This window comes from Massilia paldalensis (genome assembly GCF_044901715.1).
GTDB lineage: Bacteria > Pseudomonadota > Gammaproteobacteria > Burkholderiales > Burkholderiaceae_D > Telluria > Telluria paldalensis.
In genome coordinates, this window is record NZ_JBJCIU010000002.1 from 622,930 (window position 1) to 642,760 (window position 19,831).

Consider the following 19,831-nt stretch of genomic DNA (forward strand, 5'->3'; position numbering starts at 1 on the left):
TTCATGCGAAAAGAGTGACGTCGGCAATTAAATCAGCATGCGGATGGATATGTCATCAATAAATTCGCGATGGGGCGTTATTGATTGGGGTGAATCAAATAAAAGAAAATGCGGCGGCTTTACGCAATTGTTTATTGCGCGGATTTACATACGGAGAGCAAAAAATATAGCATGCATATGGCAACTTTTGTGCAGTGCGCCATACGATTGTTACAAAAAAATGTAAAGGAAATTACAATTGTAAATAAGAAAGTTTCATTCTCTTGTTGAGCGATTTCTTCGATCCAATGCATTTGATCGTTCTGGAAATGGACGGGAAACGATGATGCGCGCAGTGGCACGCGCCGGTGAAGACGCGCCGGCGCCGGAGGAAGATCGGGGTGGGGAGGGAGACGGAGATGACGTCGCGCGATTGTGGGCGCGACGGCGGTAGGGTAGAATACCTGGCTGCAACATGCGTGTGTCGCCATAGTACAATGGATAGTACAAGGTCCTCCTAAGACTTAGATGCAGGTTCGATTCCTGCTGGCGACACCACTTCCCCCCGTTCCCGCATTCCGCACGCATTTCCATCCGCGCTTTACCGCGATCTCTGGGTCGAACGCCGTCCCAGTCGGTACAATGCTCGCTTCTTCGACCCTTTCGTCCGCCGCCCTCGCGCGCCGCGGCTTCGCTTACAGAACATGGCAGTCATCTCCCTCTCTTCCGCGCAACTGGCATTCGGCCACGTCGCGCTGCTCGACCATGCGGACTTTTCGCTGGAAACGGGCGAACGCGTCGGTCTCATCGGCCGTAACGGTACCGGCAAGTCCTCGCTGCTGAAAATCATTTCCGGCCGCTCCAGGCTGGACGACGGCCTGCTCGTCATGCAGCAGGGCCTCAAGATCGCCTACGTCGAGCAGGAGCCCGTGTTCGATCCCGCCATGAGCGTGTTCGACGCCGTTGCCGCCGGCATGGGCGAGCAGAAGGCGATGCTGGCCGAGTACGAGTCGCTGACGGGCCAGTTTGGACAGGGCAATGACGATGCGCTGATGGAGCGAATGCACGAGCTGCAGGTCAAGCTCGACGCCACCGATGCCTGGAACCTCGGCAACAAGGTCGAGACGACGCTGGGCCGCCTGGGCCTCGCGGGCGAGGCGGCAATGGGCACCCTGTCCGGCGGCATGCAGAAGCGCGTGGCGCTCGCAGTCGCCCTCGTGTCCGGGCCGGACGTGCTGCTGCTCGACGAACCGACCAACCACCTCGACTTCACGTCGATCCAGTGGCTGGAAGGCTTGCTGCGCGAATTCCGCGGCTCCGTGCTGTTCATTACCCACGACCGCCGCTTCCTCGACAACGTGGCGACCCGCATCGTCGAACTGGACCGCGGCAAGCTGCTGTCCTTCCCCGGCAACTTCAGCAAGTACCAGGAACGCAAGGCCGAGCTGCTGGCCAACGAGGAAGTCGAGAACGCCAAGTTCGACAAGGTGCTGGCCCAGGAAGAAGTGTGGATCCGCAAGGGCGTGCAGGCCCGCCGTACCCGCGACGAAGGCCGTGTACGCCGCCTGGAAGCGCTACGCCTCGTGCGTGCCGCGCGCCGCGAGCAGCAGGGCCAGGTCAAGCTCGACATCGGCACCGGCGAGCGTTCCGGCAAGATCGTGGCGGAGCTGGACAACGTCTCCAAGCGCTACGGCGACAAGGTGATCGTCAGCGACTTCACGGGCACGGTGCTGCGTGGCGACAAGGTCGGCCTGATCGGGCCGAACGGCGCCGGCAAGACGACCTTGCTGAAAATCATCCTGGGCGAGGAAACGGCGGACAGCGGCACCGTCAAGCTCGGCACCAAGTTGAACGTCGCCTACTTCGACCAGATGCGCGCCCAGCTGAACGAGGAAGCGACGCTGGCCGACACCATTTCGCCAGGCAGCGACTGGGTCGAGGTCAACGGCCAGCGCAAGCACGTGATGAGCTACCTGGGCGACTTCCTGTTCGCGCCCGAGCGCGCCCGTTCGCCCGTGAAATCGCTGTCCGGTGGCGAGCGCAACCGCCTGCTGCTGGCGCGCCTGTTCGCCAAGCCGGCCAACTGCCTGGTGCTGGACGAACCGACCAACGACCTCGACATCGACACGCTCGAATTGCTGGAAGAGCTGCTCACGGATTACGCGGGCACGGTGTTTCTCGTCAGCCACGACCGTACCTTCCTGGACAACGTCGTTACCCAGGTCATCGTGTCGGAAGGGCAGGGCCAGTGGCGCGAGTATGTCGGCGGCTACAGCGATTGGGAACGCGTGAAATCGGCCACGCCGGCCAGCGCGCCAGCGCCGGCGCCGGCGCCCGCCGCGAAGAACAGCTCAACAAAAAGCGGGGATATGTCATCCAGCGCACAGAACGTGGTTAGCAAAAAGGTAAAGTTGAGCTACAAGGAGCAGCGCGAGCTGGAGGAGTTGCCACAGCTCATCGCCAGCCTTGAAGACGAGCAGTCGGCGATCACGCTCCAGCTGAATTCGCCGGACTTCTACAAAACGCATCCCGCCGACGCGCGCCGAATCAACGCGCGCTTCGCGGAGATCGAGGATCTGTTGCTCGACGCCCTGGAGCGCTGGGAGCGGCTTGAAGCGCGCACCAGGGGCGAGTAGCCTATGAACTAGGGATGCGGGCCAGGTGCCCGCCGATGGAGGAACATGACCGAGCATGACGATCGTTACGCCGTGCCCAGCGCGGCTGCCTTGCCCGCCGACGCTCCCATGTTCAACCGCGCGGCCTGGATCCGCATCCTGCCCTTCGCGGCCTACCTGGCCTTCATCGTCATCGGCGACGTGCTCGAACGCATCGGCATGTCGCAGGACGCGCTCGTGTGGCTTTACCCGGCCAAGATCGCCGTCGTGGGCGGCCTGCTGGCGCTGTTCTGGCGCAATTACGAGGAACTGCGCGAGGGACTGCGTTTTTCCTCTTCCCCCTTCCGCCTGACCCCCGCCGCCATCCTCGCCGCGATCGCCGTCGGCGTCGTCGTGCTGGTGCTGTGGATCCAGCTGTCCAGTGGCTGGATGGTGGTCGGTTCCCCGGCCGGCTACGATCCGCGCACGGACGGCAGCATCGACTGGCTGCTCGTCACCATCCGCATCGCAGGCGCGGCCCTCGTCGTGCCCGTGATGGAAGAATTGTTCTGGCGCTCCTTCCTGATGCGCTGGATCGCCGCCCCCGATTTCCAGGCCGTCGCGCCGTCCCGTGCCGGCCTCAAGAGTTTCGTCATCACTGTCGTGCTGTTCGGCTTCGAGCACAACCTCTGGCTGGCCGGCATCGTTGCGGGCGTTGCGTACAGCCTGCTGTACATGCGCTACTGCAATCTTTGGTCGCCCATCCTCGCCCATGCCGTGACCAACGGCCTGCTCGGGCTGTGGGTGGTGCGGACCGGCAGCTGGTCCTTCTGGTAAGCCGTCCGGCGTTTCATTAAGAAGATAAACAATATGTTCAAACCCCGCGTGCGTCCCCTCGTTCCACTGATCTGTGCAATGTTCGCCATCCCGGCCGGTGCCGGTCCGAGCGATGCGCTGCACGTCTACGGTGGCGTTGCCTACGGTCATGACGACAACTTGTTGCGCGTGCCCGAGGGCCAGCCCGGCTACGATGGCCAGCTATCGGATTCCTGGTGGACGCGCGAGGGTGGCTTGATCTTCGATAAGACTTATAGCCGCCAGCGCATCTCCATCATCGCCAAGTTGTCCAAGACCGACTTCGACCACTTCCAGCAGCTGAACTACGACGGCAAGGACATGCAGGCGAACTGGTTCTGGCAGCTGGGCAACCACCTCGAAGGCAAGGTCGGCGCGACCTACCAGCAGGTGCTGGCGCCGTACACCGACTTCCAGAGCGACGAGCGCAACCTGCGCACCAGCCGCAGCCAGTACGCCGAAGGCGCCTGGCGCTTCCACTCCTATTGGCGCGTGCGCACGGGCTTCCAGCGCGACAAGTACGACTACGAGCTGCTCAGCCAGCGCTTCAACAACCGCACCGAGGACGCGACCGAGCTGGAGCTGGACTACCTGGCGCGCAGCAACAACACCGTCGGCCTGGTGGCGCGCAAGGTCAAGGGCAAGTACCCGTACGCGCGCCTGATCAACGGCGCCTTCCTGAGCAATAACTTCGACCAGGACGAACTCAAGGTCCGCGTGAAGTGGCAGGCGACCGGCTCGACCGGCTTCGATGCCCTCGTCGGTTACACGCAGCGCGACCAGCCTTCCTTCAGCAAGGACAAGACCAAGGGCGTGGCCGGCAAGGTCAAGGCGACCTACCAGCCGCGCGGCAAGATGACCTACAACGCGTCCGTGTGGCGCGACTTCGCCCCGCTCGAAAGCACGCTGGTCAGCTACACGCTGAACAAGGGCGCCAGCGTGGGCGCCCAGTACGACGCGACGGCCAAGATCAAGGTCAATGCGGACGCCATCTACGAGCGCCGCAACTACAACGCGCGCAACGAGTTCGCCGGTTCCGACGACCTGCGCGACTCGATCCGCACGGCCAGCCTGCGCGCCACCTGGACGCCGCGGCCGACCATCCAGGTATCGGCCGGCGTCGCGCACCAGCAGCGCAGCGGCTCGCCGGTCCTGGGCACAGGCAGTTTCAAGTCGAACAGCATGACGCTGTCGGCCAATGCGCAGTTCTGATCGCAAGCTATGACCGTCAATGACATACCACTGATTTCATTCTTCCAGCGCGTGCTCGATCCCCTGATCGTGATGGGGACGCTGTACCTGTCGGCCCTGCTGTTCCACGAGCCGTTCTCGGGCTACCTGCTGGTCCTGATGATCCTGGCCTTCTTCATCTCGTCGGCCGTGTACCAGCACGTCGACCCGTACCGCACCTGGCGCAGCGGACGCATGTGGGCGTATGCGCGCGACGTCGTGTTCGGCTGGGGCGTGACGATCGCCGTGCTCTGGTTCCTGGGCTCGTCCAGCGGCCTGAAATATTATTTCGACGAGCGCGTGGTCCTGGTCTGGTTCATCGCCACGCCCGTGATCCTGCTCACCAGCCACATCGCGGCGCGCATCGCCAAGCGGCCCGGCCACGACAAGGAAGTGCGCTCCGTGCTGGTGGTGGGCGCCAACGACGTGGGCCTGAAGTTCGCCGGCATCTGCGACCGTCATCCGAACCTGTTCATGCAGGTGCGCGGCTTCTTCGACGACCGCGGCGAGGAGCGCCGCCCGCCGGACATGCAGCACCCGATGCTGGGCAAGACGAGCGAGCTGGTGCAGTACGTGCGCGAGCACGGCATCAAGATGATCTTCATCAGCCAGCCGATCTCGGCCCAGCCGCGCATCCGCAAGCTGATCGACGAGCTGCAGGACACGACGGCCTCGGTTTATTTCTTGCCGGACGTGTACATCTTCGACCTCATGCAGGCGCGCTTCGACAACGTCGGCGGCATGCCCGTCATCGCGATCTGCGAGACGCCGTTCATGGGCATCAACAGCATGATCAAGCGCGCGTCCGACATCGTGCTGTCGAGCTTCATCCTCGTGCTGCTGGCGCCGCTCCTGCTCGTGATTGCCCTGGCCGTCAAGATGAGTTCGCCCGGCCCCGTGATCTTCCGCCAGCGCCGCTACGGCCTGTACGGCGAGGAGATCATCGTCTACAAGTTCCGTTCGATGACGGTGATGGAAAACGGCGGCACCGTCACCCAGGCCAGCAGGAACGACCAGCGGGTCACGAAGATCGGCGGCTTCCTGCGCCGCACGTCGCTCGATGAATTGCCCCAGTTTATCAACGTCTTGCAGGGCCGCATGAGCATCGTCGGGCCGCGTCCCCACGCGGTCGCGCATAACGAGCAGTATCGCAAGCTGATCAAGGGATACATGCTGCGCCACAAGGTCAAACCGGGTATCACCGGCTGGGCCCAGGTCAACGGCCTGCGTGGCGAAACGGCCACGCTCGACAAGATGGAGGCGCGCATCCAGTACGACCTGGATTACCTGCGCAACTGGTCGCTGTGGCTCGATCTGTGGATCGTCGTCAAGACGGTCAAAGTCGTACTCACCCGAGAAAATGCTTTTTAGAAGCATTCTGACAGGAAATAACTGTACTTAGGGCTGACTTAAAGGTGCGCGTTCAATCGAAGCGCCGCTTGCGGCATCCGATGGGCTGCGTAGAATAATTGATGAGATTGCAATTTTTTAAGGGTTTGGACTAGATAAGGTCTTTTCCCTGGAAAGCAAGGCACATGAAAAAAGCATTGATCACCGGGGTGACGGGCCAGGATGGTTCCTATCTGGCCGAGCTGCTGCTGGAGAAAGGCTATGAAGTCCATGGCATCAAGCGGCGCGCCTCCATGTTCAACACGGGGCGCATCGACCACATCTACCAGGATCCCCACGTCGACAATCCGCATTTCTTCCTGCACTACGGCGATTTGTCGGACACGTCGAACCTGAACCGCATCATGTGCGAGATCAAGCCCGACGAGGTCTACAACCTCGGGGCCATGAGCCACGTGGCCGTGTCCTTCGAGTCGCCCGAATACACGGCCGACGTCGACGGAATCGGCACGCTGCGCCTGCTGGAGGCGATCCGCTTCCTCGGGCTGGAAAAGACCACGCGCTTCTACCAGGCGTCGACCTCGGAGCTGTACGGCCTGGTGCAGGAAGTGCCGCAGCGCGAGACGACGCCGTTCTATCCGCGCAGCCCGTACGCCGTGGCCAAGCTGTACGCGTACTGGATCACCGTGAATTACCGCGAGGCTTATGGGATGTATGCCTGCAACGGCATCCTGTTCAACCATGAGTCGCCGCGCCGGGGCGAAACCTTCGTGACGCGCAAGATCACGCGCGGCCTCGCGAACATCGCCCAGGGCCTGGAGCAGCAGCTGTTCCTCGGCAATATGGATGCCTTGCGCGACTGGGGGCATGCCCGCGACTACGTCGAGATGCAATGGCTGATGCTGCAGCAGGATACCCCCGAGGACTTCGTCATCGCGACCGGACGCCAGTATTCGGTACGCCAGTTCGTCGAGCTTGCCGCGCGCGAACTGGGCATCGAGATCGCCTGGCAGGGCGAAGGCGTCAACGAGCGGGGCGTCATAGCCTCCGTTACCGGAGACAAGGCGCCTGGGGTGGTGGTGGGTCAACCGATCGTCGCGGTCGACCCCCAATACTTCCGTCCGACGGAAGTCGAAACGCTGCTCGGCGACCCCGGCAAGGCGCGCGAGCGCCTCGGCTGGGAACCCCGTACCAGCTTCGAAGCGATGGTCCAGGAAATGGTGGCGTCCGATCTCGACACGGCGCGCCGCCACAAGCTGCTGGCCTCGCATGGTTACAACGTCGCAATTTCACTGGAGTGAACGTTGAATACGCAACCTCGCATCTACGTCGCCGGCCATAACGGCCTGGTCGGCTCGGCCATCGTGCGCACCCTGCGCGCGCAGGGCCATACCAACATCATTACGCGCAGCCATGCGGAACTCGAACTGACGGACCAGGCCCAGGTCCGCGAATTCTTCCGCAACGAGCGCATCGACCAGGTCTACCTGGCCGCGGCCAAGGTGGGCGGCATCCATGCCAACAATACCTATCCAGCGGACTTTATCTACGACAACATGATGGTGCAGGCCAATGTTGTGCACGAAGCGCGTGCCAACGGCGTGCAGCGCCTGTTGTTCCTCGGCTCGTCCTGCATCTACCCGCGCATGGCCCAGCAGCCGATCAAGGAAGAGTACCTGATGAGCGGCATGCTGGAGCCGACCAACGAACCGTATGCGATGGCCAAGATCGCCGGCATCAAGCTGTGCGAGAGCTACAACCGCCAGTACGGCACCGACTACCGCAGCGTGATGCCGACCAATCTGTACGGCCCGGGCGACAACTACCACCCGGAAAACAGCCACGTGATCCCGGCGCTGCTGCGGCGCTTCCACGAAGCCAAGCTGACCAATGCGCCGGAAGTCGTGATCTGGGGCAGCGGCAAGCCGATGCGCGAGTTCCTGTTCGTCGACGACATGGCCGAGGCCTGCGTGCACGTGATGAACCTGGACCACGCCACCTATGCCAAATACACGGATCCGATGCATTCGCACATCAACGTCGGCACGGGCGAAGACGTGACCATCGCCGACCTGGCGCGCCTGGTGGGCGAGGTGGTGGGCTATCGCGGCCGCATCGGCTTCGATACCAGCAAGCCGGACGGCACTCCGCGCAAGCTGCTCGACGTCTCCAAGCTCAAGGACCTGGGCTGGCAGGCGAAGACGCCGCTGCGCGATGGCCTGCAGATGGCCTACGACGCCTTCGTCGAACTGATGGCCGCGGAGGAGAACCGGGTCGCCGCATGACCGGTCCGCGTGCACCCCGTCCATGGATGAGTTGCATGGAAGAGTGTTAATTGACGAACAGATACTCAGCCGTGCGACTCCCAGAATGGGGAGCGATATAAAAAGAGTTCCGTGGCGGCCTCTTGCCAGGTGAGAGCGCCGCCTTCCATCAACCCAAGGAAACTATCTTGAACAACAACGACAGGCTGCCATGATGACGATTTCCTCTCCCACTACCCCGAAACGCGTGCTGTGCGCCGCACTGATCCTGGTTGCGGCAACCTTGAGTGCGTGCGGCGAAAAAGCCAAGGAGAAAAAGCCCGGCCAGGCATTGGCGAGCGTGAACGGCGAGGAAGTCACCGTGCTGCAGCTCAATGAAGAATTGCAGCGCGCCGGCGTTCAGCCGGCCCAGCAGGATGCCGCCAGCAAGCAATTGCTGCAAGTCCTGATCGACCGCCAACTGCTGCAGGAAGCGGCCGCGAAGGAAAACCTGGATCGCGATCCGAAGGTGATGCAGGCGATCGACCGCGCCCGTTCGCTGATCATCGCCCAGGCCTACCTGCAAAAGCGCATCGGCACCCCGGCCAAGCCGACGCCGGCGGAAGTGGAAACCTATTACAACGCCCACCCCGAATTCTTTTCCAACCGCAAGCAGTTCAGCATGAACGAACTCGTCGTCGCTGCGAATGACCTGACGCCGGAGCTGCGCGCCGCCGCCGACAGCGCCAAGTCGCTCGAGGAAGTGGCCGTCTGGCTGGATGCGCACAAGATCCGCTACGGCCGCACCCAGGTGACGCGCTCGACGGCCGACGTGCCGCCGCAACTGTCGTCCAAGCTGCTGGGCATGCCGAAAGGCCAGCTGTTCGTCGTCAAGGAAGGCCAGCGCGCGATGTTCATCTCGGTGGCCGAAGTCAAGGATGCGCCGGTCTCGCTGCAGGTGGCCCAGGCCCAGATCGAGCAGTTCCTCGTCAAGAAGAAAAACCAGGAACAGGCATCGGGTGAACTGCAGCGCCTGCGCGCCGACGCCAAGATCGAATACCTGAACAAGTCGATGATGCCGGATCCGAAGGCCGCCCCGGGCACGCCGCCGGGTACGCCGACCAGCGCCGTGGCCGGTGCCGATGGCGCGCCCGCGGCAGCGGCGGCAGCGGACGACGCCGCTCCTGCGGCACCCGCCGCCGCTCCGGCGGCCGCCCCGGCCGACGGCAATACCGACAAGGCCGCACTCGACCGCGGCGTCGCCGGCCTGAAGTGATATCCCACGACCTGACGAACAAGAAGGAGAACCCATGAAACGACTCGTACACTGGATGATCGCTGCGACCCTCATGCTGGCAGCGGGGCTGGCCGGCGCGGCCGAGATCCTGCTCGGCCCGGGCGACGTGGTCAAGGCTTCCGTCTACGGCAGCCCGGACCTGGCGGTCGAGACCCGCGTGTCGGAAGGCGGCACGCTGACCTTCCCGCTGCTGGGCGAAGTGCAGGTCGGCGGCCTGACCACCCAGCAGGCCGAGAAGAAGATCGGCGGCCTGCTCGAGAAGGGCGGCTACCTCAAGAAGGCCCAGGTCAACCTCCTGATCACCACGCTGGCCAGCCAGCAGGTGTCGGTGCTGGGCCAGGTGAACCGTCCGGGCCGCTATCCGGTGGACGGCAAGCGCAAGGTGCTCGACCTGCTGGCCCTGGCCGGCGGCATCGGCAACGAAGGCGGCGACATGGTCACCCTGGTGCGCACCCGCGACGGCCAGACCACCCGTGAAACCATCGACGTCGTCGACATGGTGCGCAAGGGCGAACTGAACCGTGACTATGAGGTCGCCGGCGGCGACATCATCTTCGTCGAGCGCGCACCGCGTGCCTACATCACGGGCGAAGTGCAGCGTCCGGGTCCGTTCCGCATCGAACGCGCCATGACCGTGCAGCAGGCGATCTCGGCCGGTGGCGGCCTGAGCCTGCGCGGCACCCAGCGCGGCCTGAAGGTGACCCGCAAGGATGCCAGCGGCGTCGCCAAGACCATCGATGTGAAGACCGATGACGTCCTGCAGCCGGACGACGTGGTCATCGTCAAAGAGTCCTGGTTCTGAAAGATGGCGGGCCTCGATACCGGGGCCCGCTCGTTTGTGCTGTATCCAGTTTCATCTCGCTCGTTTGCGGTTTCCTGAAGTACCTGGTTTCCTGATTTCTGATCCACGCTTAAAAGGTTCATCATGAACGTCCAACAATTCCTGCTGATCTTGCTCGCACGGAAGAAGATCATCCTGGCGACCCTCTTCGTGACGGTCGTGCTGGCGCTCGGCTTCAGCCTGGTGCAAAACAAGACCTACAAGGCGACGGCTTCCGTTCTGTTGAACTACAAGGGCGTGGATCCGTTGACGGGCCTGACCATGCCGGGCCAGCTGCTGCCGGGCTATATGGCGACCCAGATCGACATCATCAGCAGCAAGAACGTGGCGCTGCGCGTCGTCGATGCGCTGCGCCTGGCGAACAGCCCGGCCGTGCAGCAGCAGTTCGCCGAAGGTGGCGGCAAGGGTTCCGTGCGCGACTGGCTGGCCGACCTGCTGCTGAAGAAGCTCGAGATCGTGCCGTCGCGCGAATCGTCCGTCGTCGAGATCAGCTTCAAGGGCGCCGACCCGGCGTTCGCCGCCGCCGTCGCGAATGCCTTCGCCGACGAGTACCAGAAGATCTCGGTCCAGCTCAAGACGGAGCCGGCCAAGAAGGCGTCGAGCTACTTCAACGAACAGACCAAGCAGCTGCGCGACAACGTCGAGGCAGCGCAGGCCCGCCTGTCGAAGTACCAGCAGGAAAAGGGCATCGTCAGCCTGGACAACAACCGGGTGGACGTCGAACTGTCGCGCCTGAACGAACTGTCGAGCCAGCTGGTGGCCGCCCAGAGCGCCACGATGGAAGCGAATTCGCGCCAGGCCGGCGCCAGCGGTTCCGCGCTGGCCTCGCCGGACGTGGCCAACAACGCCCTGATCCAGACCATGCGCGCCAACCTGGCCGTGGCCGAGGGCAAGTTCGCCGATACGGCGCAGCGCTTCGGCCGCAACCACCCGCAATACCAGGCCGCCAAGGCCGAACTGGACAAGGTGCGCGCCGAATTCAACGCCGCCACCGGCACCGTGACGCGCAGCGTGGGCGCCAACGCCCAGGTGTACCGCCAGCGCGAGGCCGACCTGCGCAAGGCCGTCGACGAGCAGAAGGCCAAGGTGCTGGAACTGAACCGCGCCCGCGATGAACTGGGCGTGCTGCTGAAGGACCTCGACAGCGCCCAGCGCGCCTTCGACGCCGCCTCGCAGCGCTTCTCGCAGACCCGCATCGAGGCGCAGTCCGAACAGTCCGACATCTCGCTGCTGAACCCGGCCGTCGCACCGACCGAGCCGTCCGGCCCGCGCGTGCTGCTCAACACCCTGGTCGGCTTCCTGGCCGGCACCATCCTGGGCCTGGGCCTGGCACTGCTGCTGGAACTGCTGAACCGCCCGGTGCGCTCCGCGAGCGACGTCAAGGACATGCTGGGCATTCCGGTGCTCGGCACCATCGAGTGGAAATCGCCGCGCGCCAAGGCCGGCGGCATCCGCGCCCTGATGGCGCCGCGTCGCCTGCTCCGTCTGAACTAACCGAATGGATTTACCATGAATTCACCGATCCTCAATGCAATTCCCGAGCGTACCGCCGAATCGAGCATGGGCGCGCTGCTGCTCGATTCGGGCAAGCTGAATCCGGAAGATGCCGAGCGCGTGCTGCGCATGCAGAAGGAAACGGGTATCCGCTTCGGCGAGGCGGCCGTGCGCCTCGGCCTGGTCAGCGAAGACGATATCCAGCAGGTGCTGGCGCGCCAGTTTTCCTATCCCTACCTGCAGAAGGGGCAGGCCGGCCTGTCGCCCAAGCTGATCGCCGCCTACGAGCCGTTCTCGCCCCAGGTGGAGGCGCTGCGCGCCATCCGCAGCCAGCTGATGCTGCGCTGGTTCGCCCGCGGCCGCCGCGCGCTGGCCATCGTCGGCGTCGATCCGGAAGACGGCGCCGCGCTGTTCGCGGCCAACCTGGCGATCGTGTTCTCGCAACTGGGCGAGCAGACGCTGCTGGTGGATGCCAACCTGCGCGCCCCGCGCCAGCAGGATGCGTTCGCGATCAAGCCGCGCCAGGGCCTGTCGGACCTGCTGGCCGGCCGCGCCGACCTCGACGTGATCGCGCGCGTGCCCGCCTTCGTCGACCTGTCGATCATGCCGGCCGGCACCTTGCCGCCGAACCCGCAGGAATTGCTGGCACGCGAAGGCTTCCGCAACCTCAACGTCCAGCTCGAATCGCGCTACGACGTCGTGCTGTACGACGTGCCGCCGTTCCAGGCCGGCGTCGATTCGATCGCCGTGGCCAGCCGCGCCGGCGGCGTGCTGCTCGTGACGCGCAAGAACTACACCCGCATCTCGCACATCGGCCGCGCGGCCGAACAGCTGGCCGACGCCGGCTGCGAAGTGCTTGGTTCGGTGGTGATGGAGTTCTGACATGGGAACCCCAGCCCGCTCCAGCCTTCCGCCAGCCGCTGACGCAGTTCGCGCCGCGCTGCCCGAATGGTGGCCGGTGCTGCTCGGCCTGGCAGTCATGTTCGTGCCGACGTTTTATTACCTGTTCACGGGGCCGTGGATCGGCGAGGAGCAGGGCCATGGCCCGATCATCTTCGGCCTGGCCTTGTGGCTGATCTACCGCAAGTGGCCCGAGATGATGGCCGCCACCACGCCGCCACGCGCGAGCTGGACCGGCTGGCCCGTCCTCGTGCTGGGCCTGCTGGCCTACCTGCTGGGACGCTCGCAGAAGATCCTCATGATGGAAATCGCCTCCATCATCCTCGTGATGGCCGCCGTCCTGCTGATCAAGCGTGGTGGCAAGGCGCTGCGCGTGCTGTGGTTCCCGTTCTTCTTCATGCTGTTCATGGTCCCGCTGCCCAGCGAATTCGTGGCCGCCGTGACGATGCCGATGAAGATGGCCGTGTCCTGGGCCACCGAGCACATCCTGTGGTTCCTCGGCTACCCGATCAGCCGCTCCGGCGTGATCCTGCAGATCGGCCAGTACCAGCTGCTGGTGGCCGACGCCTGCGCCGGCCTGCAGACGCTGCTGACGCTGGAAGCGCTGGGCCTGTTCTACCTGAACCTGATGCGCCACCCCTCGGCATTCCGCAACATCGCGCTGGCGCTGTTCATCGTGCCGATCTCGTTCTCGGCCAACGTGATCCGCGTGATCGTGCTGACCCTGATCACCTATTACTACGGCGACGCGGCGGGGCAGGGCTTCCTGCACGGCTTCGCCGGCATGGTGCTGTTCGTCACGGCCCTCGTGCTGATCCTGTCGGTCGACTCGGCGCTGCAATGGTATGTGCGGCGCCGCCACGGCGACGACGGCAGCGGCCATGGCGGCCCCGGCAGCGGCCAGGCGGCCCCCCTGCGTACGAAGGAGGCGACATGAGCGCGCACATGGATGGAACCACCGACGGAACCATGGGCGGAACCCCGGGCGGGAACGCGAACGGGACGGTACGCCGCAAGCTGGTCGCCAGCATCGTGCTCGGCGCCGCCATGGCGGGAACGGGCGCGCTCACGGCGCTGGCGACGCCGAAGAACAAGGTCGCGGCCGTCCAGGACAAGTTCAACCTGGAACAGATGATCCCGCAACGCTTCGGCAACTGGCGCCTCGACACGAGCATCGTGCCGCTGACGCCGGACGCCACCCAGCAGGAACTGATCGAGGCGCTGTACGACCAGACGCTGGCGCGCACCTACGTCAACGACGCGGGCCAGCGCGTGATGCTGTCGATCGCCTACGGCGGCGACCAGAGCAAGCAGCTGCAGCTGCACCTGCCCGAGGTGTGCTACGTGGCCCAGGGCTTCGACATGGTCGACGAGAAGAAGGGCGAGCTGGCCACGCACTACGGCCCCGTGCCGATCAAGCGCCTGGTGGCGCGCCAGAACGCGCGCAACGAGCCGATCACCTACTGGGTGACGGTGGGCGACAAGGCGGTGTCGTCGGGTCTGGGCCAGAAATACCAGCGCTTCGTGTACGGGCTGACGGGCAAGATCCCCGACGGCATGCTGGTGCGGGTGTCGACCATCGAGGCCGACGCGGGCCACGCCTACGGGGTGCAGGACCGCTTCGTGAACCAGATGCTCGACGCGCTGTCGCCGCACGACCGCGCGCGCCTGGTCGGCCTCGCCACCAACCGGGGTTGACGCCCCGACGCTTTTCGTAGAACGGATTCCGCATGCAGACCTTGCTCCTGTACATCTATACTTCGCTGCCCTTCATCGCCGTCCTCGCCCTCGCGGTGGCGTCGATCTGCGGGGTGGGCGTGGGCTTGGTCTGGCCCCGCTTCCTGGTCTACGGCTACCTGGCGGTCTTCTTCTTCAAGAACTCGACCAGCTACGGCGCGCTGGCCGCGACGGGTCCCGGCATCTACAGCCGCGGCTCCGGCATGCTGCTGTTCCCGCTGCTGTTCTGGTGCATGTTCGGCGCCTGGCTGTGCGCGCGCGTCTCGGCCGGCTTCCAGGGCTTCAAGGCGCCCCAGTGCAACCTGCGGCCCTGGTTCCTGGCCTGGTTCCTGCTGCTCGGCGGCCACGTCGCGATCGCCCTGTTCAGCAACGTGACGCTGGCCGCCGCCGTGGCGCCGTCCGGCTTCTCCAACATCGTGTGGATGGCGCCGCTGGTGTCGCTGATGCTGCTGTCCTTCCGCACCCGCGAGCACGTGATCGAATTCTCGCGCTTCATCCTGCTGGCCGGCTTCCTGCGCGCCTCGTTCGGCCTGGCGCGCTGGGCCTTCCTGGGCGGCGACCCGAACAACGTCTACGCGAACATGAACGCGATCAAGATCAAGCTGACCTTCTTCGACATCAACGACAGCCTGTTGTGCACGGTCGCGTTCGCCATCGCCGCCGTCAACCTGTTCCAGGTCGTCAAGAACAAGCGCTCGCAGTTCTGGACCATGGTCGACTGGGCCACGCTGTGCACGACGGTCGCCTGCATCGTGCTGTCCTACCGCCGCAGCGCCTGGATCGGCTTCCTGCTGGCCTTCCTGATCATCATGATGCGCTTCCCGCTGCAGCGCCGCATCCACCTGATGGTGCTGGGCCTGCCCGTGGTGGGCGCCGGCCTGCTGTACGCGGCCGTCAAGCGCCTGGGCCAGACCAAGGGCGCGGGCGGCGGCCTGTCGAGCCTGTTCTACGACATGGAATCGAAGCGCTTCGGCGCCGAGAGCGAGCGCGTGCTCGAACTGAAATTCGCGCTGGGCGACTTCTTCTCGCATCCGCTGACGGGCATCGGGAGCTGGGGCCGCTATTCCGGCTACCAGCAGATTTCCTGGCAGTCCGGCCAGGACGGCGGCCTGTTCCTGCACAGCGGCGTGCTGCACATCGCCTTGAAGACCGGCATTCCCGGCCTGATCCTGCTGGCCGGCACCATCTGGGCCTTCACCGTCTTCACCCGGCGCGCGCTGCGCACGCTCCCGCCCGAGCTGCTGGGGCTGGCGACGGCGGGTGCCGCCGGACTCGCGTTCATGCTGCCCGACCTGCTGGTCGGCACGCCGTTCCCGCAAGTGCGCACGACGCAGATGCTGGCCATCTGCCTGGCCTTGCCGTATGTCGCGATGGCCGTGTGCCGCGAAGCGAAAGCGGCCGAACCCGCCAAGGCGGCACGCCGCTACGGCATGCCGCCGGCACCATCCCGTCACCCGATCACCGCATGAACACCAACGCATGAATCTCAGTCTCGTTCGCAACGCCGTCTCCAACCTGCTGGGTGCCGCGATTCCCGCGCTGGTCGCGCTGGGCACCGTGCCGCTCGTCGTCAAGGGCCTGGGCGACGCCAGCTACGGCGTGTACTCGCTGGTGACCGCGATCGTCGGCTATTTCGCCGTCATCGACATCAACGTCACCGCGGGTTCCGTCAAGTTCATCGCCGAATCGAACGCCCACCAGAACCGCGACCGCATCAACGAAACCATCTGCTTCGGCATCTCCGTGTACGCGATGCTGGGCCTGCTCGGGGCGTTCGGCCTGTTCTTCGGCGCCCACTTCCTCGTGACCAGCGTGTTCTCCGTGCCGGCAAAGCTGGAGCCGGAAGCCGTCGCCACCCTGAAACTGGCGGCGCTGGGCTTCTTCATCGGGCAATTGCAGAGCTACCTGCAGAGCATCCCGCAGTCGCTGATGCGCTACGACATCGCCAGCCGCATCGAGATGTTCTTCGGCACCGTGGTGCCGCTGCTGACGGTGGGCGTGCTGATGCTGGGCTACGGCCTGTTCGAGGTGATCCTGCTGCGCGTCATCACCAGCACGATCCACTGCTGCGTGCTGTCCTTCTGGATCCGCCGCCTGCTGCCGGGCCTGGCGTGGAAGCGCCCCGGCGCCACCCTCAGGCGCGAACTGCTGGGCTTCTCCGCCTATTCCTTCCTGAGCCGCTTCGCCACGCTGTCGTATGCCTATGCCGACAAGCTGATCATCGGCGCGCTGGTCGGCGTGACGGGCCTGGCCTATTTCACGGTGGCGTCCACGCTCGCGAACCGCATCCTGAGCCTCACCTACCGCCTGTCCGGCGTGTTCTTCCCGGCCGCCAGCGCGCTGGCCGCGCGCGGCGAGATCGAGCGCCTGAACCGCCTGTACCTGAAGGCCAGCCGCTACGTCGTGTTCATCAACGCCTCGGTGCTGGTGCTGGTGGCGGTATTCTCGTACCAGATCCTGTACTACTGGATGGATCCGCAATTCGCGCGCGCCGGCCAGGTGGTGCTCGCCGTGATGGCGCTGTCGCAATTCATCGACTCGCTGACGAGCCTGCCGTCGCTCGTGAACGACGGCATGGGCCACCCGCGCTTTTCCGGCCTGTTCGCGCTGGGCCGCGCCGCGTTCGGCCTGCTCGTGGTCTGGCTCGGCGTGGCGGGGTGGGGCATCGACGGCGCCGCCTGGGGCCACCTGATCGCATCGGTGCTGCTCACCGCCGCCTTCCTCGTCGCCGTGCACGGCCGCACGGTGCCCACGCGCCTCGCCGACCTCGTGCGCAAGGCCTACGTGCCGAGCGCCCTGGGCGTCGTCGTGGTGGCCGTGCTGGCGCATGCGGCCAACCGCCTGTTCGACGGCGGGCCGCTCGACCTGGCCCTGCTGGTGCTGCTGACGGGCGGCCTGCTGCTGGGCTACGGCAGCCTGTTCGTGATCGAAAAGAGCGACAAGGATATGGCCTGGACGCGGGTGAAAGGTTTGTTATCGGTAAGGAAAACGGTTTGAAAATCCTGATGGTTTCGGAAGACTTGCCGGGCACGCAGATCGGCGGCCTGGGCAAGCATGTGGTGACCCTGTCGAACGCCTTGCTGGAACAGGGACATGAAGTCGACATCATGGGACGCAGCGACCGCTTCCACGCAGGTAGTGCGGCCGAGATCGGCTTCAAGGGCCGGCTGCTGCCCGGCTTCGATTTCTCCCGCCCCGGCTGGAAGGAGTCGCAACTGGGCATCTTCAATCCCGTCAAGCGGCCCTGGTTCGCGCGCACCATCGCGCGTGCCCTGATGCGCGAGGCGTCCCGCTACGACGTCGTGCACTACCACGGTCACCTGCCGATGACGGGACGCTACGTGCCGGCCAACGTGAACTTCGTGCAGACCCGCCACGACCAGGGCAGCGAATGCGTGATCCACCTGCGCTTCAAGCAGGACCACGTGTGCACGGTCCTCGACGCGCGCGATTGCGCATCCTGCATCCATCCGGCGCCGAATGCGCTGCGCCGTTCGGTGTCGGGCATGGCGGTGCGGCGCTACCGCTCGGAGACGGCGGACGCCTTCTCGCGCCACAAGACAATCTTCGTGTCCGACTTCCTGCGCCGCGCCTTCCTGCGCGCCGTGCCGGACGCGGACCTGTCGCGCGCGCGGGTGATCCACAACTTCATCCGCTACCCCTTCCTGCGCGAACGCGCGGCGGCGGCGGCCGAGGTGACGCCGGGCGAGATCCTGCTGGTGGGCCGCATCGACTCGGGCAAGGGCTTCGGCGAATTCCTGGCCCAGATCCAGGGCTGGCTGCCGCCGCATGCGCGCGTGTCGATCATCGGCGACGGTCCGCTGCGCCAGACGCTGGAAGCGCGCCATGCGGGGCCGCAGGTGCGCTTCCTGGGCTGGAAGCCCTACGACGAGGTGATCCGCATGTCGGCGCGCAGCCACCTGCTGGTGATCCCGTCGGTGTGGGAAGAGCCCTGCGGCACCACGATCCTGGAAGCGCTGGCGCTGGGCAAGCAGTGCCTGGCATTGGCGCGCGGGGGCACGCCGGAACTGGCGGCCTACCAGTATTACGACGGCCAGCTGCAGCTGGCCGAGACCATGCCGCGCCTGGTGGAGCGCATGGTCGAGCAGCTGGGACGGGCACCAGTGACGGTGCCGCTTCCCGATTCCTTCCCCATGGACGTATTCAATGCGATCCCCCGGATATTGGACTTCTATAAAGAATGACACCATGAGCAAACCTGCATTCTCGATCGTCACCTGCACCTGGAACAGCGCCGCGACGCTGGCCGACACGCTCGCCTCGGTCCAGCGCCAGACCTGCCAGGACGTCGAACACATCTTCGTCGACGGCGGCTCGACCGACGCCACCCTCGACATGATCGCCGCCTACCCGGGCAGGAAGCGCGTGCTGCGCGACGTCGGCGGCGGCATCAGCCGCGCCATGAACCAGGGCATCGAGGCCGCCACCGGCGAGTACGTGGCGCACTTGCATTCGGATGACTACTACGCCAGCGACGACGTGCTGGCCACGGTGGCCGAACGCTTCGCCAGCGAACGCGTCGACTGGGTCTACGGCACCGTGCAGGTGCTCAAGGACGGCGAACTGATCCCGCCTTACCCGATGCTGCCGTTTTCCTACAGCTCGTTTGCCGCCGGCCGCGCCTCGGTGCCGCATCCGGCCGTGTTCATCCGCCGCAGCGCCTTCGGCCGCGTCGGCATGTTCGACGAGAAGCTGAAGTACGCGATGGACATCGACCTGTGGCTGCGCCTGGGCCGCGTGGCGCGCCCGGCCACGGTCGACCGCCCGCTGACGATCTTCCGCGACCATGCGGGCAGCGTGTCCTCCGCCAACAAGATCAAGGCGCGCCAGGAAGAGTTCGAGGTGCGCAAGCGCTACATGGCGCAGGCGCCGCTGGCGTTCGGCGTGTATTGCCTGCGCTATATGAAGCGGATGCGCTCGCTGCGTGCGGAGGCGGCGCACTGAGGGCGTCCACCTTGCGCGGGCAGGCCGCGGCATCTCCGGCCGTCGCCATCCGGCCGCCGGAGTCGGTTCGCCGGAAGCGGGGCACCGGAAGTGGGTCAGCGGAAGCGGGCAGCGTGCGCGCACGGCAGGGTGCCTATCGGACAAGTTTGCCGGCAAGGCCATCGCGATGGCCGATTTGCCATGTTTGCCGGTTCGTCCAGACACTTTCAAGAATGTCTTTCCAGTTAAAAAACGCCCCTTATTTGCCTGTAAAGGCTGCTCTTGACAAGCTGTCCTTACATATGTTGGTTTTGTGCGATCCGTGTTAAAAATCGTTGATTCCTAAGGGATTTTTTCCGCACGTCAA

At 64.9% G+C, this 19,831-nt stretch carries 16 protein-coding genes and 1 tRNA gene; all 17 read left to right on the top strand.

What is annotated here, in order from left to right:
• Window positions 1-462 precede the first annotated feature (462 nt).
• The 17 genes from ACI1V7_RS12510 (at window position 463) to ACI1V7_RS12590 (ending at window position 19,485) form a co-directional block, all read left to right on the top strand.
• Window positions 463-537 (top strand) — tRNA-Arg (locus ACI1V7_RS12510).
• Window positions 538-683: 146 nt separating this feature from the next.
• Complete coding sequence (locus ACI1V7_RS12515) at window positions 684-2,615, top strand: ATP-binding cassette domain-containing protein (protein ID WP_404532079.1); 1,932 nt, start codon at window positions 684-686, stop codon at window positions 2,613-2,615.
• 45 nt (window positions 2,616-2,660) lie between these two features.
• Window positions 2,661-3,410, top strand: coding sequence for a CAAX prenyl protease-related protein (locus tag ACI1V7_RS12520; protein WP_404532080.1), 750 nt, complete (start codon window positions 2,661-2,663; stop codon window positions 3,408-3,410).
• 33 nt (window positions 3,411-3,443) lie between these two features.
• Entirely contained in the window at window positions 3,444-4,640 is a 1,197-nt protein-coding gene (epsL, locus tag ACI1V7_RS12525; protein WP_404532081.1) for an XrtB/PEP-CTERM-associated polysaccharide biosynthesis outer membrane protein EpsL, read from the top strand.
• Between the two features lie 9 nt (window positions 4,641-4,649).
• A complete protein-coding gene (locus ACI1V7_RS12530) occupies window positions 4,650-6,029 on the top strand; it encodes an undecaprenyl-phosphate glucose phosphotransferase (RefSeq protein ID WP_404532082.1) in 1,380 nt (459 codons plus the stop codon).
• A 164-nt stretch (window positions 6,030-6,193) separates the two neighbouring features.
• A complete protein-coding gene (gene gmd, locus ACI1V7_RS12535; protein ID WP_404532083.1) occupies window positions 6,194-7,309 on the top strand; it encodes a GDP-mannose 4,6-dehydratase in 1,116 nt (371 codons plus the stop codon).
• Window positions 7,310-7,312: 3 nt separating this feature from the next.
• On the top strand, window positions 7,313-8,293 hold the full coding sequence (gene fcl, locus ACI1V7_RS12540) for a GDP-L-fucose synthase (protein WP_404532084.1): 981 nt from the start codon (window positions 7,313-7,315) through the stop codon (window positions 8,291-8,293).
• Between the two features lie 190 nt (window positions 8,294-8,483).
• Window positions 8,484-9,527 carry an EpsD family peptidyl-prolyl cis-trans isomerase gene (locus tag ACI1V7_RS12545; RefSeq protein ID WP_404532085.1) on the top strand — a complete coding sequence of 348 codons (1,044 nt, stop codon included), beginning with the start codon at window positions 8,484-8,486 and terminating at the stop codon, window positions 9,525-9,527.
• A gap of 34 nt (window positions 9,528-9,561) precedes the next feature.
• Window positions 9,562-10,350: a polysaccharide export protein EpsE gene (gene epsE / locus ACI1V7_RS12550; RefSeq protein WP_404532086.1), complete on the top strand. Its 789-nt coding sequence runs from the start codon at window positions 9,562-9,564 to the stop codon at window positions 10,348-10,350.
• Between the two features lie 123 nt (window positions 10,351-10,473).
• Window positions 10,474-11,883 carry a chain length determinant protein EpsF gene (gene epsF / locus ACI1V7_RS12555; protein ID WP_404532087.1) on the top strand — a complete coding sequence of 470 codons (1,410 nt, stop codon included), beginning with the start codon at window positions 10,474-10,476 and terminating at the stop codon, window positions 11,881-11,883.
• A 15-nt stretch (window positions 11,884-11,898) separates the two neighbouring features.
• The gene (epsG, locus tag ACI1V7_RS12560) at window positions 11,899-12,765 is read left to right on the top strand and encodes a chain length determinant protein tyrosine kinase EpsG (protein ID WP_404532088.1); all 867 of its coding nucleotides are present in this window, start codon (window positions 11,899-11,901) and stop codon (window positions 12,763-12,765) included.
• A gap of 1 nt (window position 12,766) precedes the next feature.
• Window positions 12,767-13,720 carry an exosortase B gene (gene xrtB / locus ACI1V7_RS12565; RefSeq protein WP_404532089.1) on the top strand — a complete coding sequence of 318 codons (954 nt, stop codon included), beginning with the start codon at window positions 12,767-12,769 and terminating at the stop codon, window positions 13,718-13,720.
• Window positions 13,717-14,481, top strand: a complete 765-nt coding sequence (gene epsI / locus ACI1V7_RS12570; RefSeq protein ID WP_404532090.1) for an exosortase-associated protein EpsI, B-type — start codon at window positions 13,717-13,719, stop codon at window positions 14,479-14,481. The genes xrtB and epsI overlap by 4 nt, the downstream gene beginning before the upstream one ends.
• Before the next feature lie 32 nt (window positions 14,482-14,513).
• Window positions 14,514-15,989: an O-antigen ligase family protein gene (locus ACI1V7_RS12575; RefSeq protein WP_404532091.1), complete on the top strand. Its 1,476-nt coding sequence runs from the start codon at window positions 14,514-14,516 to the stop codon at window positions 15,987-15,989.
• Window positions 15,990-15,999: 10 nt separating this feature from the next.
• Complete coding sequence (locus tag ACI1V7_RS12580; protein ID WP_404532092.1) at window positions 16,000-17,517, top strand: oligosaccharide flippase family protein; 1,518 nt, start codon at window positions 16,000-16,002, stop codon at window positions 17,515-17,517.
• Window positions 17,514-18,725, top strand: coding sequence for a glycosyltransferase family 4 protein (locus tag ACI1V7_RS12585; RefSeq protein WP_404532093.1), 1,212 nt, complete (start codon window positions 17,514-17,516; stop codon window positions 18,723-18,725). Before ACI1V7_RS12580 ends, ACI1V7_RS12585 begins: the two co-directional genes overlap by 4 nt.
• Before the next feature lie 4 nt (window positions 18,726-18,729).
• Complete coding sequence (locus tag ACI1V7_RS12590; protein WP_404532094.1) at window positions 18,730-19,485, top strand: glycosyltransferase family 2 protein; 756 nt, start codon at window positions 18,730-18,732, stop codon at window positions 19,483-19,485.
• Window positions 19,486-19,831: the final 346 nt, after the last annotated feature.

What these genes read in the sequence shown, in the direction of transcription:
- ACI1V7_RS12580 (WP_404532092.1), top strand. Translation starts at nt 16,000, where the DNA reads ATGAATCTCAGTCTCGTTCGCAACGCCGTCTCCAACCTGCTGGGTGCC.
- epsE (WP_404532086.1), top strand. Translation starts at nt 9,562, where the DNA reads ATGAAACGACTCGTACACTGGATGATCGCTGCGACCCTCATGCTGGCA.
- gmd (WP_404532083.1), top strand. Translation starts at nt 6,194, where the DNA reads ATGAAAAAAGCATTGATCACCGGGGTGACGGGCCAGGATGGTTCCTAT.
- ACI1V7_RS12590 (WP_404532094.1), top strand. Translation starts at nt 18,730, where the DNA reads ATGAGCAAACCTGCATTCTCGATCGTCACCTGCACCTGGAACAGCGCC.
- ACI1V7_RS12515 (WP_404532079.1), top strand. Translation starts at nt 684, where the DNA reads ATGGCAGTCATCTCCCTCTCTTCCGCGCAACTGGCATTCGGCCACGTC.
- ACI1V7_RS12530 (WP_404532082.1), top strand. Translation starts at nt 4,650, where the DNA reads ATGACCGTCAATGACATACCACTGATTTCATTCTTCCAGCGCGTGCTC.
- epsL (WP_404532081.1), top strand. Translation starts at nt 3,444, where the DNA reads ATGTTCAAACCCCGCGTGCGTCCCCTCGTTCCACTGATCTGTGCAATG.
- epsI (WP_404532090.1), top strand. Translation starts at nt 13,717, where the DNA reads ATGAGCGCGCACATGGATGGAACCACCGACGGAACCATGGGCGGAACC.
- ACI1V7_RS12575 (WP_404532091.1), top strand. Translation starts at nt 14,514, where the DNA reads ATGCAGACCTTGCTCCTGTACATCTATACTTCGCTGCCCTTCATCGCC.
- epsF (WP_404532087.1), top strand. Translation starts at nt 10,474, where the DNA reads ATGAACGTCCAACAATTCCTGCTGATCTTGCTCGCACGGAAGAAGATC.
- ACI1V7_RS12520 (WP_404532080.1), top strand. Translation starts at nt 2,661, where the DNA reads ATGACCGAGCATGACGATCGTTACGCCGTGCCCAGCGCGGCTGCCTTG.
- epsG (WP_404532088.1), top strand. Translation starts at nt 11,899, where the DNA reads ATGAATTCACCGATCCTCAATGCAATTCCCGAGCGTACCGCCGAATCG.
- ACI1V7_RS12545 (WP_404532085.1), top strand. Translation starts at nt 8,484, where the DNA reads ATGATGACGATTTCCTCTCCCACTACCCCGAAACGCGTGCTGTGCGCC.
- xrtB (WP_404532089.1), top strand. Translation starts at nt 12,767, where the DNA reads ATGGGAACCCCAGCCCGCTCCAGCCTTCCGCCAGCCGCTGACGCAGTT.